We start from the raw sequence: 16,591 nt of genomic DNA, 5'->3' as shown, positions 1-16,591 counted from the left end.
TTACAGCCTTAAATATACATAAATATGTTGGTGGAAATTTGTGCAAATTCCTTGCAATCGGCTTTAAACGCAGAAATGGGCGGGGCGGATAGGATAGAGTTGTGTTCGGAATTGGCGGTAGGCGGTATTACCCCTTCGTATGGGTTGTTGAAGAGTATAAAAGCACATATCTCCATTCCAGTACACGTCCTTATTAGGCCCAGAAGTGGTGATTTTACCTACTCTGACCTGGAATTTGAGATTATGAAAAAGGATATAGCAATTTGTCGGGACCTGGGTTTTGAGGGAATCGTTGCTGGGGTTTTGCATAGAGATTTTACCTTGGATGAGGAACGCACCCGTTCCTTGATCGAAGCTTCAGGCGGACTCCACTTTACTTTCCACCGGGCGTTCGACTGGGTCCGGGACCCAATTTCTACTTTTGGGAAGTTAGAGCATTTGGGAGTACAGACTTTACTAAGCTCAGGACAAAAAATATCGGCTTTGGAAGGGATCGAATTACTGACACGTTTATACGAAAAGGCAACTACTTGTACTATTTTGCCCGGTGGAGGGATTGGAATGGGAAATGTGCAGGAATTTAAAAAGAGAAACTTCAAGGCCGTTCATCTCTCTGGAAGCACTTCGATAAAAAAGCTCAAAACTACGCCTCTTTTACCGATGTATTCCCAATCAAAATTAAAAGATGACGAGATTACCGTAACGGATTTGGATATTGTCCGTCATATTATAAATGAAGCCAAATAAGTCCCAATTCATAACCTTAAGTATGCTGTTGGGGATATCTTTGCAAAAAAAGTATTAAATGCTACGTTGGATTATTTTTATCGCCATATATATTGTCCTTGGATTGTATACCTTACAGGCCCTAAAAACCGCCACCCGTTTTCCCTGGGTATACTATCTTTTCATGGTCATTTCCATTTTGGTCCTTGGTAATTTTGTATACCAGTTTACCTGGGGAGAGACCGAGGGTCGAGTGTTGAGTCGCTCAAAAAGTTATGCCTTTGGTTTTTTGATTACTGTGCTCACGTTTCAGTTTATTACGATTATTTTTCTTTTTTCCGAGGATATTTTCCGTTTGCTGGCCGGCACGTATCACAAGTTTTTTGGAAGTTCAAGAGAGTTCAGCCTACCCGAAAGAAGACGATTTCTAAGCCTTATTGCCCTGGGCATTGCGGCCGTACCTTTTGGAGCGTTGTTGTACGGCATGTATCGTGGGAAGTACAATTACCAGGTATTGAAATATGATTTGGAATTTGAAGACTTGCCCGATGCCTTTGATGGCTACCAGATTACACAGCTATCCGACATACATAGCGGTAGTTTTGACAATAAGGAGATGGTGCAATATGCCGTCAACCTGGTCAATCAGCAGCGCAGTGATGTCATTTTCTTTACTGGGGATATGGTGAACAATAAAGCTGAGGAAATGTATCCATGGAAGGATATCTTTGCGCAACTCGAGGCGAAGGACGGGAAGTATTCCATTTTAGGAAATCATGATTATGGCGATTACGTACCATGGCCTACCGCAGCACAAAAAAGGGAGAATCTGGAAGAGCTTAAACGATTGCAGAAAGATATGGGTTTTAATCTTTTGCTCAATGAAAGTACATACCTGCAAAAAGGCGGAGATAAAATTGCACTTGTAGGTGTGGAGAATTGGGGACGTGGTGGATTTAAAAAAGCGGGCGACCTTAACAGGGCCATACAAACGATATCTGAGGATGATTTTAAGATTTTGCTGAGCCATGACCCGTCGCATTGGGAAGACGTGGTAATACCCCATGAATATCATTATCACCTAACACTCAGCGGCCATACCCACGGAATGCAATTTGGGATAGAAATACCGGGCTGGGTCAAATGGAGTCCGGTAAAATGGCGCTATAAATATTGGGCGGGAATTTATAAGGAAATGGGTCAATTCATCAACGTAAACCGGGGATTTGGGTTTATCGGGTATCCAGGCCGGGTAGGGATTTGGCCTGAGATTTCCGTAATCACTCTTAAAAAGAAAATCTTAACATGATTTTAACCTTCGTTACCGACTATAAAAACAAGGGTTTCCAAGTGTTTTTTAACAAATTTTACTACATTTGGCGCATAACCCAATGATTTACATATGTCTAAATTTGGTGAACTTATAGACGTAAACGTTCCGGTCCTTTTGGATTTTTATGCAGAGTGGAACGAGCAATCCACCGCCATGCATCCTGTTCTTAGGGATGTGGCCGCCGCCTTGGGCGATAAGGGAAAGGTAATAAAGATCGATGTGGATAAAAACAAAGAACTTTCCCAGGCGCTACGCGTTAAGGGATTACCCACTTTAATGATTTATAAAAAAGGTGAAATGGTTTGGCGACAAAGTGGGGAGCAGGACGCCAACACACTTATTGGGATACTTAACGAATATGTGTAAATAGGTCAATAAACGGGGCAAAATAGAACCACCCTTTGCTTTTTGTCCTAATACATCTTCAAAATCAGGACTGCTTCCAAACCCGCCAAAACAATCACATTACTTTACCTGAAAAGAAAAGTCGCTTAACTTTGTTCAGTAGAGGCAACGGTATTTTATTCACTTTGGGATTCTAAACTATCAGTGGAAGTACTGTCCGATAGGGGCATGGTATCCCTAAGGTCTGGATCACTTTCGGCGTCCGTACCTTCATCCAGCATATCGTCCCTATAAAAATGGGCGAACTTATCAATGTACTCGTTAAATATCAAGGTTTCCTTTTCCGATAATTCCCGATCATTATTGGTGATAAGAATATCAATGTTTCTTCTATATCCTTCCATGTCTGCAATGATATCATCAATATGGTCGTATTGCTCATCCAAGGGCACCCCGGCATAGTACTCCAAACGTTCTTGATATTTTGTTTTCAATTTATTAAAGAGTTCCCTTGCCTTGGTGGTTTCGCCGACCCTGTAATAACCATCCACAAAGGGCTCTACAAAAGTATAATACCCAAAATGATCCACCGGCAAATTGGTCATCGCAATTTCAATAATAGCCTTGGCCTTATCGATTTTTTCTTCCTTAATGAGTTCTTCCATCAATCGTGCAAGGTTGCTTCTAAATGTGAGTCCCTGGATCCTGGTCTGCGTATCGTGGTAAATATCCGAACGGCCAGAATTGCCCCATTCCCAATGGGTCACTATATCGTACATGAGTTCGGTATCTATACGTCCCATCTCAAAGGAATTTCTACGTTCCGTTTTAATGGGCACCAGTTTATAGGCCAGGCCATCCAACTGTAGATAATCCTTCATCCAAATGAATTCGGCATCGTCAAAACTTCCACCGGAGAAGTATATAGGTCTTCTCCAGTCGTTGTTGGCCATAATGTCCAACATCATCATACTCTTCTTTGTAATGGCACTCTGGGGAAGATCAATATCAATATAATCCACCATCAATGCGGAATCCTTCGCCTTTACCAGGCCACTTTCCAATGCATTTTTCTTGTTTACCGGAATACGGATTTTATTAGTAGGATAATAGACTGTATTTAAAAAGTTTTCCGAATACTGCTCAATATCGGCACCTTGCTTTTGTAGTATATGCCTTAGCTTGGTCTGAGGTTTATCGCTATCCAACCAGTCAATGAAGTCCTTTACATTCCATCTACTGTCCGTAAGCCCCTGATAATAGAGCACATCCCGGGAACCCCAACGATATTTGTCATGTGCTATTTGCGATGGTATGGGTTCACTGTCATAGGCCTTACGTTTCATCTGATCTACATACCAATCCGTTTCGAACAGGCTAGTACAAACAATTCGGACATCGGTTCTAAAGCCTTCTATTTCCTGAGCGTACCATAGCGGAAAGGTGTCGTTGTCCCCAATAGTGAACAATATGGCCCCAGCATCCTTTTGACAGGAATCCAAATAGGCCCGGGCCGATGACCATGCGGTATAGCGATTGGACCGGTCATGGTCGTCCCAGTTTTGTACGGCCATAACCGTGGGTACGGCAAGAAGGCATATCACAACAACAACGGGTGCCAGGATTTTTGGGCTCAACCACTTCTTGAATTCATCAAACAGCCCATATACGCCCAATCCGATCCAAAGCGCAAAAATGTAAAAAGAACCTACTAGGGAATAATCCCGCTCCCTAGGTTGAAAGATATAGGGGTTGGTATAAAACTGAATAGCGATGCCCGTAAACATAAAGAATATAAAGAGTACCCAGAACTGTTTGGGGTTCTTTGAGATTTGGAAGAGGATACCGATGATTCCCAAAATCAAGGGCAGGAAGAAATACGTATTTCGACCCTTATTCTCCAAAACTTCACTAGGTAGGTTGTCCTGGCTTCCTAAAAACCAGCTATCCACAATAGGGATCCCCGAAAGCCACCGGCCATTTTCATCATATCTACCCTGCACATCGTTCGTTTTCCCTGTGAAGTTCCACATGAAATAGCGCCAATACATATAGCCAAATTGAAACTCCAACATATATTTGATATTCTGCCAAAGGGTAGGTGGTTGCACCTCTATGTATTCACTAAATCGTTTCAGGAAGCTTATATATTGTTCAGCATCTATTTCGCCATTGGCATACCCATCCTTGACTTGGTTCACTGCCCTGCGTAGTTCATCATTGGATTGGGTCATCTTAAAGTCCAGCGGTCCAAAATAACGCATATAATTTTCCGCATGCTGTCCGCTCCACAATCGGGGAAGGATACCCACATGATCCGGATTGGGGCCCTGTAACGCGTCCTCGTAATAGTTTACGATAACATATTTGCCCAGTTTTTCATCTTTCTCATACTTTGGAGCTTCATCCTTGTCTTCCCCTGGAGGGGCAAAAATATCGGAGTAATAGGTGCCGAATACGGGACTGTCTACCCCGGGATATTGTTCCCTGTTGTAATACGCCAATAAGGCCCTGGCATCAGCTGGATTGTTCTCATTGATAACTACATTGGCATTGGCCCTAATGGGCAGCATAAGCCATGAGGAGAAGCCCAGAAAAAGAAACATAAGACAAAGGACCAGGGTATTAGCAGTCCTAAAATTGTTCTTTCGGGTATAATTAAGACCAAAATAGAAGGCGGCTGCAAAAATAAGTCCCATAATGATGGTGCCCGAATTAAAAGGTAGTCCAATGCTATTGATGAAAAAGACCTCGCTCCAACCAAAGAGTTTCAGCACATAGGTCAATGAAAATTTATAGACCAACATCAATATGGCTATGACCAAGACATTGGCGATTAAAAAATTCTTTACCGTGGTAGTTTTGTACTTCTTGAAGTAATAAAGCAGACCAATAGACGGAATTGCCAGAAAGCCCATAAACTGGATACCGAAGGTAAGCCCTACAACAAAAGAAATCAACACCAACCATTTATTCCCCCGGGGACTGTCTAGGCTGTCCGTCCATTTTAATCCCAGCCAGAGTAAAAGCGCCATGATAAAACTTGCCATTGCATATACTTCGGTCTCAACCGCATTGAACCAAAAACTATCGGAATAGGTAAAGGCCAGGCAACCAATCAAACCACTTCCCAGTATGGCGATAGCCTTGCCATTGGTAAGGGGACCATTTTTCCCTATTAGTTTTTGGGTAAGATTGGTTATGGTCCAAAACATGAAAAGAATGGTAAAGGCACTGGAAACACCCGAAACGGAATTGACCATTCTTGCTACTTGATCCGGGCTTAGGGCAAACATGGCAAAGAAGGCTCCTATCATCTGCAACAAAGGAGCTCCCGGTGGATGCCCTACCTGTAATTTGGCCGATGTGGCAATGTATTCACCGGCATCCCAAAAACTACTGGTGGGCTCAACGGTAATGGCATAGGTAATAAAGGCTATAAAAAAAACGACCCATCCTAAGATGGTGTCCCATTTCTCGAAGTTTTTTGCAAACATGCAATCCGTGGTTTTGGTAAACCCTGGCCTCAAAATTCAATTTCAAAACCTCGGGCTAAACGAATCCCGCTATGAACAGGATAGGTTTTATACAATGCAACAATAACGGCGAATTTACTAAATCTAACCTAGACCAGGGTATATTTTTTATAAAGGATTAACAGTTTGAACTGGTCCAAATTTGGTGGATTGTCCGTAAAAATGTTTGTGCAAACCAAACTTTGTTTTAAATTTGCACGCTCTTATACTGAACTTGATTCGGTATGTTTTTTTGGAATTGGCCCATGGTGTAATTGGCAACACAGCTGGTTTTGGTCCAGTCGTTCTAGGTTCGAGTCCTAGTGGGCCAACAAAGTAGAAAATCCCGGTTTTTACCGGGATTTTTTGTAAAAAAATAGAGACTAAGGATATCTTCTAATTACTTACGAAGTATTTTTTAGGCCACATTAGTTCCCAAACCCTGATTGTCAAAAAGCTCCAATAAACTTGTTCTTCTCCTTCTTGCTACAGGAATGCGTTCTCCAGTGTCAAGGATCAATGTGCCGTCCGGAAAAAACTTCTTTATTTTCTGAATGTTGACCAAATGGGACTTATGCGCCCTAAAAAACAAAGGCGGTGTTAGGGAATTTTCAAAAAATTTGATGCCATAGGAACTCAGATGAATATTCCCGTCCTGCAAATATATTTTGGCATAACCCTCTACGCTTTCTAGCCTTATGACATCCGAGATATTGGCAAAATAGGTGCATCCCAAGGTGGGTATGGCAATTTTTTTATTTTCCAAAGCAAGCATATCCAAGAGTAGCTTACTGTTGACATTCTTTTTTTGGCCATTCGTCAACCGTTGTAATGCCTTGGTAATGACAGCGATAAATTCTGCTTGGCTGTAAGGCTTGAGTAAAAAGCCGAGTGCAAAATTTCTATAGGCCTCTATGGCAAACTTATCATGCGCCGTACTAAAGATTACCTCTGTATTTGGAGACTTTAGGTGTTTCATTAGGTCCAAACCGGTCATATTTGGCATTTCAACATCAACAATGAGCAAGTCCGGTTGATGCTCATTTAGATATTCCAAACCTTCCAAGGGGTCGGTAAAACACTTTGGCGTATCAAAACGGTCAAAGTTCTGGGCCAATGATTTCTTACAATATTCTATGTCCGATATATCATCGTCTATTAGTACAATGGTCATCATAAAGGATTTTAAAAGGAGTGCACTTTATCTTAAAATTACATCTTACAAGGCTAATAATTACATAGTTAACGATTAAATATAGTTTTAATTATCTGGAACTACAATTTTAGAAAATCCACAATTTGGGAAACATATTCAATTTTACTGGTGGAGACGTCCATTACCTCAATTCCATTAACTCTTTTTAAGCTTTCATAACTGTTCTTATCAATTGGGGCAAAAACAATGGGGATGTTAAATTTTGCCAGTGCGATGCAATCGATCAATTCGTATTCTTCATTATAGACAAATAATATAAAAAGGAACTTTACCTCCGATTTCTTTTTAAGGGCATCCGCGATATTCAAAATCTTTTTGCATCGAAAGACATTGATGTTGGTTTTTTTTAAAGATTGCTTAATAATGCTGCCCAAAGGCCCTTGTTTATCATAGATTATAAAATTTCCTTCTGCTTCGAACATAGTACCGTATAAAACATGGTTAGTATTGAATGCTAGGTTTTGCATAAAGAAATGGGAAGTAAATTGAGTTCGGTCATAAGGTTAAACATGAATCTGAAGTCGGAATAACATGCGATAACAACAGATTACCGTTCCTATAGATTTTTAACCATTTTGCATCATTGTTCAGCGGAACGGCTATATCGAAAAAAGCACCATCGGCAAAAGGGAAGGCATCCAACTCCTGCAGAGCCCCGAGCGCAACCAGGGTACGGTCCTGGTTTACAAGCGTATAATAGAAATGATCCTTTGTGGGATCTAACCCCTTAGGTCTTTCTTGTATGTACTCTCCGATAGGGGTCATTTCATAATCCCTTACCCATAAATGACCGTGCTGATTGATGAAATACTTTACCAATAGGCCATTATAATCCTCTTCCAAGGGCTCTTCTTCATGTTTTTCGGTCGAGTTGTATTCCTTATAGTCGTAGTAGGGCAGGGTATTTTCCACTTCAAATACATCGCTTGTTGGAAAAAGAAATTTTTGGAGATATAACAACCAGTTGTGTGTTGTGTTTCTTAAAAGGGCTTGTGCTTCCATGGGAACTATTATTTGGGTTTGGATTTTATTTTTCGAATTCAACAATGAATTCACTTCTTCGATTGAGCTGGTGCTCGGCCTTTGTACAGGAGACGCCATTGGAACAATGGTTCACCAATTGGGTTTCACCATAACCCTTACTTGTAAGTCTTGTCTTTGAAATTCCCCGGGTTACCAAATAATCTATGGTGGATTTGGCCCTTCTTTCAGAAAGGTCCATATTGTACATGTCATTGGCACGGCTATCGGTATGAGACCTTACATCGATATTTATGGAGGGATGAAGCTTCATCACCGAAACAATTTTTTCCAGTTCCAGTGCGGCATCCGGGCGTATGTTGGATTTATCCAGATCAAAGTAAATGATAACATTGAAGAGTTTGGCTATGTCGTCTCCCGCCTTAATATCAATTACATTTTTATCTAGTTCAAAGTTGTGTTCACGTTCTTGTTGTCCTTTTTGGGAATATGCATCTTTGGATTCATATTTTTCTTTTTCGGCCTTAATGATGTAGGATGTACTTATATCTACTTCGCTCTCATAAAATCCCTTTTCATCCGTTTCCAGCTCAACAAAGACATTATCTCCCTCGTCATATAAGGTAATCGAGGTATTCTTTATAGGCTCTTCGGTTTCCCTGTCCGTAACCACACCAAACACCCTACTTTTTAATACATCCTTAATTTTTTCTGTTTCTATAAAGCTATAGATATCATCATGGCCCAGACCTCCGGGCCTATTGGAGCTTATATAACCCCTGTCTTCCATAATCGCAAAGGCGAGGTCGTCAAAGGAAGAGTTCAGCGGCTTTCCTACATTTAAAAGATTCCCAAAAGAGCCATCTTCCTTGATTTTCACATAGAAAATATCGTAACCGCCTAAGCCGTAATGGCCATCGGAAGAAAAGTATAATTCATTATCAGGCGTTAGGAATGGGAAGGATTCCCTTCCTTTCGTATTGATTTTTGGCCCCAAATTTTTTGGTCTACCTAAATTGCCGTCTCGGTCTATGGTCACTGTATAAACATCGGTGAAGCCCAAGGACCCTGGACGATTTGAAACAAAATAAAGTTTGTCTTCCTTAGGGCTTAAAATGGGGTGTGCATTGGAATAGTTGTCGCCATTAATGGATAGGTCTTCCACATTGGTCCATTTTCCATTCTCCAGTTCTGCCCTGTAGATCTTTAAATGTTGGATCTCTTGTTTTCTTTTATTCTTGGAGGGTGTTATATTATTACGTGTAAAGTACATGGTTGTTCCATCCGCCGTGAAAACAGCACTGGATTCATGGTACTTTGTGTTCACATCCCCTTTAAGTTTAGTTGGCGCGCCAAGAGATCCATCCTTGCTTATGGTGGATTCGAACAAATCCAAATAAGATAGTCCATCCCATGGACTAAGACGTTTCCCTGTTTTTGTAACGTCCTGGGTAGAGGCAAAGACCAGCTTTTTTTTATGAAAGGAAGCTCCAAAATCGACCCCTGTGGAATTTATTTTGGCCGCCCTCATAGTATACCTTCCTGAGTTTTCCTCTATAATCTTTAAATAGTCTATGGCATTTCCATAGGTCTCGTTTACCTTGCCATTTTTTTTGATGTAGGTATTGAACCAATATATGGACAGTCCTTCATCGCCAATGGCTTTCAGGGATTGTGAATATCTTAGATAGTATATGGGATCCAGGTTCTCGGTTAATGAAAACAATTCTCCATACCAATTTGCGGCATCTACATATTTGGCATTGAAATAATAAATGTTTCCAAGTTTTCTGAAAAGCTCTTCAGATCGGTATCCCGATTCTGCCAAATCGAGATAGATTTCCGAAGCATCGATATAAGCCAATTCCTTATACTTTTTATTAGCTCGGTCCAATTTCACTTCCTGTCCATAACTGGTAAGAAATGAGACGAAAAGAAACAAAATATATAGAGATGGAATTTTTGGATAGGTATTCATAATCGAGGGTTTTAAAAGAATCTTGGGTTTATGGAGTTTATGGTTCTTTTGGTAAACTCAAAGCGTAAAAAGAAATCATGGGAACCAGAATTGTAATTGCCTAATTCCGTGGTATCGTAGTCATAGGAATAGCCTATCATAAAACGATTGTTTATTTGAAAACCGACCAAGGCGCTTATGGCGGCATCCAGGCGATAGGATAGTCCTACCGTGAATCTATCATTGATTAAAAAGTTGGCCGACGCGTCAAAGGCCAAAGGGGCGCCTTTTACGGCTTTGGTCAGGAAGGCTGGTTTAAATTTAAGTTCGCTATTGATGTCAAAGACATATCCCCCGATAAGATAAAAGTGGGCTTTTTCGGAAGCTGTGGAAGAAATGGCACTGTCATAATGATCTGTGGACAATATATTCGGGGAGGATAGCCCAAGATACCACCTATGGTCAAAATGCAGATAAACACCTAGACCAACATTGGGTGAAAAGCGATTCTCAATGTTTTGAGAAAATTCCAATTCGCTCCGATCCCGGATATCCAATTTTCCGAAGTCCACATTTAGGAGGTTCATTCCTCCCTTTAGCCCAAAGGACAAGTTGGTCTTTAGGGTCAATGGAACTGTATAGGAAAAATCAACGGTTACATTGCTCTCGGTGGATGGGCCCACTTCATCGTGGATGACCGAAAGTCCAAGGCCTACCCCTCGTTCCCCGACTGGGCTGTTCACGGAGAAGGTAAGTGATTGGGGAGCTCCGTTCAGCCCCGTCCATTGAGAGCGATAGAGACTGTTGAAGCTTAGTACACCCCTGTTACCGGCATAGGCCGGATTTACCGTTACCGTATTATACATATACTGGGTATATTCCGAATCCTGCTGACTAGAGCAAAAGAATGGAAGCGCCATTCCCAATAGGAAAAGGAACATGGCTTTTATACAATTGTTATTGATTGTTTTCATGGTATCTGGTTGTTCTATGAATACGGATCAGTTATCGCTGATGAGGTATAAATAACCGGACTCTTGAATGGTCTGCGATTCACCGCCATTCATGGATTCATATTGTACTATGTAGAAATAGGTTCCCGTGGGTAGTTTTTTACTTGAAGCTAGGGTAAGTCTACCTTCCGAGTACCCTTTGAAGACCTTATTTTGATTATCGTATCCGTTCGTTTCAAACACTTTTACGCCCCAACGGTTGAATATTTCAACCTGGTTATTGGGAAAACAATCGATACCCTCCAGTAGGAAGATGTCGTTTTGCCCGTTACCATTGGCGGATACGGCATTATAGATTTTAACGGGACAAGCAAGTTGTATGGTTTGGGTATGGGAGGTTTCGTTACCACATGCATCCGTCGCCGTCCAAGTCCGCACCAAGTTGTATTGGGAACTGCAATTTCCGGGGATTTCGGTTTCGGTGAAATCAACGGTAGCTGCGCCGCAATTGTCCGTTGCCGTAAGTATAGCCGCTTCGGGAATGATGCCACAATCCGCAAAACCATCCTGTGGCAAAGTCTCTACAAAAACGGGAGCAGAAGTGTCCTCTACCGCAATCGTCTGTACATGTATGGTTTGGTTGCCACACGTATCCGTTGCTTCCCAAGTTCTTAAGATTGTATAGCTGCCTGCACATCCATTATTTAGGACTTCTTCGTTATAGGTCACTGTTGCCCCTCCACAATTATCTGTTGCGGTCAAAGTCTCGGCAATGGGTAGATCCGTATCACATTGCATGGTGAAATCCATAGGAAGTGCCTCAACAAATACGGGGCCCGTAGTATCTTGTACGGTAATGTTTTGGGTGCAGTTTACAGTATTGCGCACAATATCCTCTCCAAGGTCCCGTATACCGTTGCGGTTGGTATCTTCATACTCGGTTATGGTATAGGTCCGTTCAACAATCATATTACAATTGCCCATATCCGGACTGTTTGATGCGGTTATTTCGATAATTCCACAAGGAATATCACCGATGATTCCATCTGCATTGCCCAAGGCCTCAAATTCTGTTTCGGTGAACCTGTTGGCCGTAGGGATGTCTTCATAACATGCTACGGTGGTTGCCGGGAAAGTAGGACAGGCAACCTCAAATACGCAACATACAGGAGCGTTATCCATCACGCTTACTGTATTGCAGCCATTGACATCGGTAAAATTTGTACTATAATCCGTTCCGGAAGGGATAGGGTCCGAAGTCCAGAGATTCCCCGTGAAGGTTCCAGGGGCCCCACTTCCAGACACGTTAAAGGGTGCCGCTCCGTTTAGCTCTACGGTAAGGACATAACTTTGGCCGTCCAAGGCACAGGAGGTGGTTTCCGAACCTATTTGTGCCAATGGGGCATTTACACTTATTTGTGCAGTATCGCTATTAGTACATCCGTTTGCATCGGTAAATTCATAGGTTAGGGTGTGGATTCCTGTTCCGGATAATGCCGGATTAAAATTGTTCCCAGTTACTCCCGGTCCGCCGAAGTTTCCCCCAACTGGGGTAGCGAATGCCGTAAGGTCCAAAGCACCGGTATTCAAACATATAGTGGCCGGATCGTTAAAGGTAACGATGGGAAGGTTGTTCTCTATTATTTGTATCGGTGTACGTGTAGTACTGGTACAACCATTGATAATGTTCCTGGTTTCGGCATAATAGGTTCCTGGAGATGTGGGGATATATGTTGTATTTCCACTTGACAAAAGGGTACCTCCTGTAGGGGCGCTGTACCAATCTACGGTTTCTCCTGGATCTACTACTGCCACCAAGGAAGGAACCGAACTTCCAATGCAATAACTTTGGTCGCCACCGGTTATTGGCTCATTGACAACGGGACAACTACAGTCCGGGGCATTGATATTTAAAGTGGAAATACAACCATTGGTATCGGTTAGGGTCACAACAATGTTGGTTCCTGCCCCTATACTGGTAATTGACCAAGTATTTCCAGAGGTGTTGGTAACATTGCCAAAGGTGCTGCTCACTGTTCCGTTACTGACCGTAACTTCCAAGGAATAGGTCGTAAGGTCCGGAGAGCACGCCGCTGGGCTGGTTATTGAAAGGGTTGGCAAGGCATTTACAGTAATTATGGGGGATTGGTTCAATGTTACTGTACTACAACCAGAGCCGGAAGCCTCTACATCATACGTGCCCGTAGCAAGCTGAGGATGTCCGGCCGGTATTGTAAGCATTAGATCTCCTCCAGTACCAGTCCCTGTTACAGCAGGATTAAGGGGGATGCCGGATTGTTGTAGCTGATAGGTTATCCCCACCTGCGAATTCGATAGGGTCACCGTAGCGGGATCACCTTCGCAAACAGTGTCTCCTGTTACGTTCAAAAAGGTATCGGAATTCCCATTACTAAATGAGACCGGATCCCCCAGTATACCGCTACAACCAGGTACACCATTGGTAACAAATACTTGGTAATCCGTACCTCCGGCAGGAACATTTAGGGTTGGGATGTTAATCGAAAGATCTCCACCGTTTCCAATTCCGGTAAGGGCAGGGCTAAAAGAAATACCATTCTGGTCCCTAACCTCATAAATAAGACCAAGGGTGGTGTTGGCGATAATAGTTTCGTAAGGTCCCGGATTAAGGCAAAGGTCTATATCGGATGTGGTCAGATTTAGATCAAATATGCAGCAGTTAGGAGCGGTACCCGAAATTGTAAGGATATTACAAGTATTGGAATCCGTAAAATCTATGCTGTAATCGGTTCCGGCCGGAATAGGGTCGGAGGTCCATATATTTCCGGCAAAACTACCGGGTGCACCGGTACCCGTAGCGCTAAAAGGACCAGTTCCGGCCACTTCGGTGACGAGGGTATATTCGGTTCCGAGAAGGTTACAACTGGATGTTTCCGTTCCCACCTGAACAATATCCGGATTAACCGTTATGGTAATAGAATTGGTGTTCGAAGGGGCCGTTGGGCAAAATATTGGTTTTATGGCGTAACTGGCCGTGTAGGTGGTAGTGGCGTTGACGGTTACGGTAACCGGACTGCCCAAACCTACCGTATTGCCTAAATTATCGGTCCAAGTAATATCAAAAATGCTCGTCGGCAAGTTTATGGACAACTCCACATCGCCTCCAGGGGCACATATGGGATTATTATCCGCCGTTATTATGGTCGTTATGGGAGCAGTTATTAAATTGATATTCAGATCAACCCCATCACATGGCGTGGTCAATCGCACTATATAATTTCCTGCGGCAACATTTTCAAAAAGATGGCTGGTCATGGAGGGGTCCGTTTCTACATGGGTCATTACAGGATTGACCAAATCTGAGGTCGCAAACAACTCGTAGTTGATGGGATAGGTAGGGGTTCCACCGGTAATTTCGGTAAAGATGATTCCGGTATTGGGATCGGTAAAATCGCAGAACGCCCCGGCCGTAGCGGCAGTTATACTTTGGAAAGGTGCAATGGTTACTGTTGTCCAATATTCCCGATCTGCATTATTGCCTGTGGCGGCTGAAAAAACTTCATTTGCATTGGTCGATTGAAAATTGATGTTCGAAAACCGGATTACATAATCCCCGGCAGTAAGGTTATTGAAAGATCCCGTTAATCGAGCCTCCGGAATATCATCGGTCAAAAGTGTTCCCGGAGTACCACTACCATCATCCGTCCATAGCTCTACAATGGTATTGACCCTCGGAGGGCCAATGGAATTGGCTACATTTAACGCGTTCATATCGTATTCAATCCTACCGGAATTGGCACAACCGCTAAATGCTGTGATTTCCGGAGTATATTGGGCCGTACTCGAAATGGTATGGGAATGTACTGAGAGGTTACCGCATATATCCGTCGCCGTAATTTCATATTCCCCTGGGGGCAGGTCCCCAATAATGGAACGATTGGTTGTGGTGGTGTAGGTCAAAGGGAAATTTAGGGTATAGGGGCCTCCAAGGTTAAAAGGTTGGGTAGGGTTTATGGTAATACTGGATTGAAACGGTACGGGACGAATGGTGTATGTGGTTTCCGGAAAGACATTGGAACTGAACTGACCCGGAGCGCGATCTATGGTAAAACCCCCAGTTCCCTCCAAAATGGAGAGGGCAGATTGTATTCTTATGGCATCTAATGGGTTTGTAGTTGGAAGTGTGTTGAATTCCACGGATGTCGAATGGCAATCATCTATGCCGGTTAAGCGATAACTTCCTTCTCCAGGTAGTGTGTAGTAATTGACAAAATTGTTGTTCAAGGGATTGAAGGCACCTCCCACTAAAGGTACATTTGTCCATATATTTGAACCTACCGGGATTTCCTGTTCTATGGAAATACTATTGGTCGGGCAGAACATATTGTAAATGTCCGGCCCGTCGCTGGTTAAACCAATGGCATCTACCCTATGAATAACAGAGCAATCCGGGGGATAGGCAATTTCCTGGTCTATGACCAAAAAGCCATCATCCACCGGTAAGGTGGTTTTGGTAGTGCCAAAAGTACTACATCCATCATTGAAGGTGATAGTATACGGAACGTTAGCGTTAATTCCTGGTGGGTGCGTAAAGGATATAATGTTGCCATTTACATTGTCCAGTACAAGGTTTTGCTGGGCGCCCCCATTGATACTAATTGTGGCATTGCCCGCTTGTTGTATGGCGGTTATACCATCTGTAGTATAGACTCTTGTAAAAAATGTTACATCGTATGCACCACAGTTAGGACTACATTTCCTTTGAAAGGTAGCATTGAAATATTCGGATGGCAGTGCAGTGTTGTCCGCAATAACAGGATTTTGCGTTTGTGATACCGAACAGCCCAAATCGGTTACTTCAAAAGATACTGTTTCACCGCCGTTCAGACCTAAAAAGGTATGGGATGTATTGGGGGTGGGCCCAAAGGTTTGTGGTAATCCGGGTGCAGGGGGAGTCACGGTATATTCAAAAGGTCCGTTACCTCCGCTGTTAATGTCAATGGTCAGTGTTGCATCCGTTCCACTAGGACAGGAGGGTGCCGTATTGGTACTTGTGATGTTCATGGCCTGATAGGTACTCGTCACGGCTATGGGATTGTCCGGTGACTGAATTACCGTACCACCATTTACTAACCTTACCATATAGCTGCCCACGGCAAGGTTACTGAAATTAACAGGTCCTCCAGTATCGGGAACGTTGAGTACGGTTTCCAATCCCCCGGGGTTGGTTAAGATGGCTTGCCATCCGACACAGGGAGAACCGCCGGGAAGCGTCACGGCAATATTGCCATCGCTGGGACAAGTTCCTTCAGTAACGGTAACCGTAAAAGTATTGGGATCGCATTGTGCTTGGGCTATTTGCAAACCGAATGCCCATAATAACGCTAAAAAAAATATGGTATTATAACGTACTATTTTTCTCATGATCGATTACTTATATTGAAATTGGTTTTTGTAGGTTAAGCGTAAGAATCGGGATATTTTACCACGGCAATACAAGTAGCGACTCATTCTTTGCCAAACCGAAACTGGTTCAAAATTATCGCTGCGTACCTTCATAAAGAGGTCTCATCTATTAAGCGGTAT

General features: G+C 42.8%; 10 protein-coding genes and 1 tRNA gene. 4 read left to right on the top strand and 7 right to left on the bottom strand.

The annotated features are described in order from the left end of the window. The first annotated feature begins 24 nt into the window (after positions 1 to 24). From Q0993_RS09875 to Q0993_RS09865, 3 genes are all read left to right on the top strand, one after another. The gene (locus Q0993_RS09875; protein ID WP_299532355.1) at positions 25 to 747 is read left to right on the top strand and encodes a copper homeostasis protein CutC; all 723 of its coding nucleotides are present in this window, start codon (positions 25 to 27) and stop codon (positions 745 to 747) included. Positions 748 to 805: 58 nt separating this feature from the next. Continuing rightward, entirely contained in the window at positions 806 to 2,035 is a 1,230-nt protein-coding gene (locus Q0993_RS09870) for a metallophosphoesterase (RefSeq protein ID WP_299532353.1), read from the top strand. Positions 2,036 to 2,128: 93 nt separating this feature from the next. Continuing rightward, positions 2,129 to 2,425 carry a co-chaperone YbbN gene (locus tag Q0993_RS09865; protein ID WP_299532351.1) on the top strand — a complete coding sequence of 99 codons (297 nt, stop codon included), beginning with the start codon at positions 2,129 to 2,131 and terminating at the stop codon, positions 2,423 to 2,425. 155 nt (positions 2,426 to 2,580) lie between these two features. Here the strand turns inward: Q0993_RS09865 and Q0993_RS09860 are convergent, their stop codons facing one another. Further along, entirely contained in the window at positions 2,581 to 5,901 is a 3,321-nt protein-coding gene (locus Q0993_RS09860) for a DUF2723 domain-containing protein (RefSeq protein ID WP_299532349.1), read from the bottom strand. A 278-nt stretch (positions 5,902 to 6,179) separates the two neighbouring features. On the opposite strand from Q0993_RS09860, the gene Q0993_RS09855 reads away from it, so the two are divergent. Continuing rightward, positions 6,180 to 6,251, top strand: a tRNA-Gln gene (locus Q0993_RS09855). A gap of 86 nt (positions 6,252 to 6,337) precedes the next feature. On the opposite strand, the gene Q0993_RS09850 is transcribed toward Q0993_RS09855, so the two are convergent. The 6 genes from Q0993_RS09850 to Q0993_RS09825 form a co-directional block, all read right to left on the bottom strand. Beyond that, entirely contained in the window at positions 6,338 to 7,096 is a 759-nt protein-coding gene (locus Q0993_RS09850) for a LytTR family DNA-binding domain-containing protein (protein WP_299532347.1), read from the bottom strand. Positions 7,097 to 7,194: 98 nt separating this feature from the next. Continuing rightward, the gene (locus Q0993_RS09845) at positions 7,195 to 7,557 is read right to left on the bottom strand and encodes a hypothetical protein (RefSeq protein ID WP_299532344.1); all 363 of its coding nucleotides are present in this window, start codon (positions 7,555 to 7,557) and stop codon (positions 7,195 to 7,197) included. 73 nt (positions 7,558 to 7,630) lie between these two features. Then, a complete protein-coding gene (locus Q0993_RS09840; protein WP_299532341.1) occupies positions 7,631 to 8,137 on the bottom strand; it encodes a hypothetical protein in 507 nt (168 codons plus the stop codon). Between the two features lie 25 nt (positions 8,138 to 8,162). Then, complete coding sequence (locus tag Q0993_RS09835; protein WP_299532338.1) at positions 8,163 to 10,094, bottom strand: OmpA family protein; 1,932 nt, start codon at positions 10,092 to 10,094, stop codon at positions 8,163 to 8,165. Positions 10,095 to 10,105: 11 nt separating this feature from the next. After that, positions 10,106 to 11,047, bottom strand: a complete 942-nt coding sequence (locus Q0993_RS09830; RefSeq protein ID WP_299532335.1) for a type IX secretion system membrane protein PorP/SprF — start codon at positions 11,045 to 11,047, stop codon at positions 10,106 to 10,108. A 27-nt stretch (positions 11,048 to 11,074) separates the two neighbouring features. Beyond that, positions 11,075 to 16,429: a gliding motility-associated C-terminal domain-containing protein gene (locus Q0993_RS09825; RefSeq protein ID WP_299532332.1), complete on the bottom strand. Its 5,355-nt coding sequence runs from the start codon at positions 16,427 to 16,429 to the stop codon at positions 11,075 to 11,077. Between the last annotated feature and the right edge of the window lie 162 nt (positions 16,430 to 16,591).

It is taken from the genome of Ulvibacterium sp., assembly GCF_028285715.1.
GTDB lineage: Bacteria > Bacteroidota > Bacteroidia > Flavobacteriales > Flavobacteriaceae > Ulvibacterium.
This window is presented reverse-complemented; position numbering and strand designations above follow the sequence as displayed.

Coding starts and splice junctions, on each gene's coding strand:
- Q0993_RS09875 (WP_299532355.1), top strand. CDS start 25: ATGTTGGTGGAAATTTGTGCAAATTCCTTGCAATCGGCTTTAAACGCA.
- Q0993_RS09870 (WP_299532353.1), top strand. CDS start 806: ATGCTACGTTGGATTATTTTTATCGCCATATATATTGTCCTTGGATTG.
- Q0993_RS09865 (WP_299532351.1), top strand. CDS start 2,129: ATGTCTAAATTTGGTGAACTTATAGACGTAAACGTTCCGGTCCTTTTG.
- Q0993_RS09860 (WP_299532349.1), bottom strand. CDS start 5,901: ATGTTTGCAAAAAACTTCGAGAAATGGGACACCATCTTAGGATGGGTC.
- Q0993_RS09850 (WP_299532347.1), bottom strand. CDS start 7,096: ATGATGACCATTGTACTAATAGACGATGATATATCGGACATAGAATAT.
- Q0993_RS09845 (WP_299532344.1), bottom strand. CDS start 7,557: ATGTTCGAAGCAGAAGGAAATTTTATAATCTATGATAAACAAGGGCCT.
- Q0993_RS09840 (WP_299532341.1), bottom strand. CDS start 8,137: ATGGAAGCACAAGCCCTTTTAAGAAACACAACACACAACTGGTTGTTA.
- Q0993_RS09835 (WP_299532338.1), bottom strand. CDS start 10,094: ATGAATACCTATCCAAAAATTCCATCTCTATATATTTTGTTTCTTTTC.
- Q0993_RS09830 (WP_299532335.1), bottom strand. CDS start 11,047: ATGAAAACAATCAATAACAATTGTATAAAAGCCATGTTCCTTTTCCTA.
- Q0993_RS09825 (WP_299532332.1), bottom strand. CDS start 16,429: ATGAGAAAAATAGTACGTTATAATACCATATTTTTTTTAGCGTTATTA.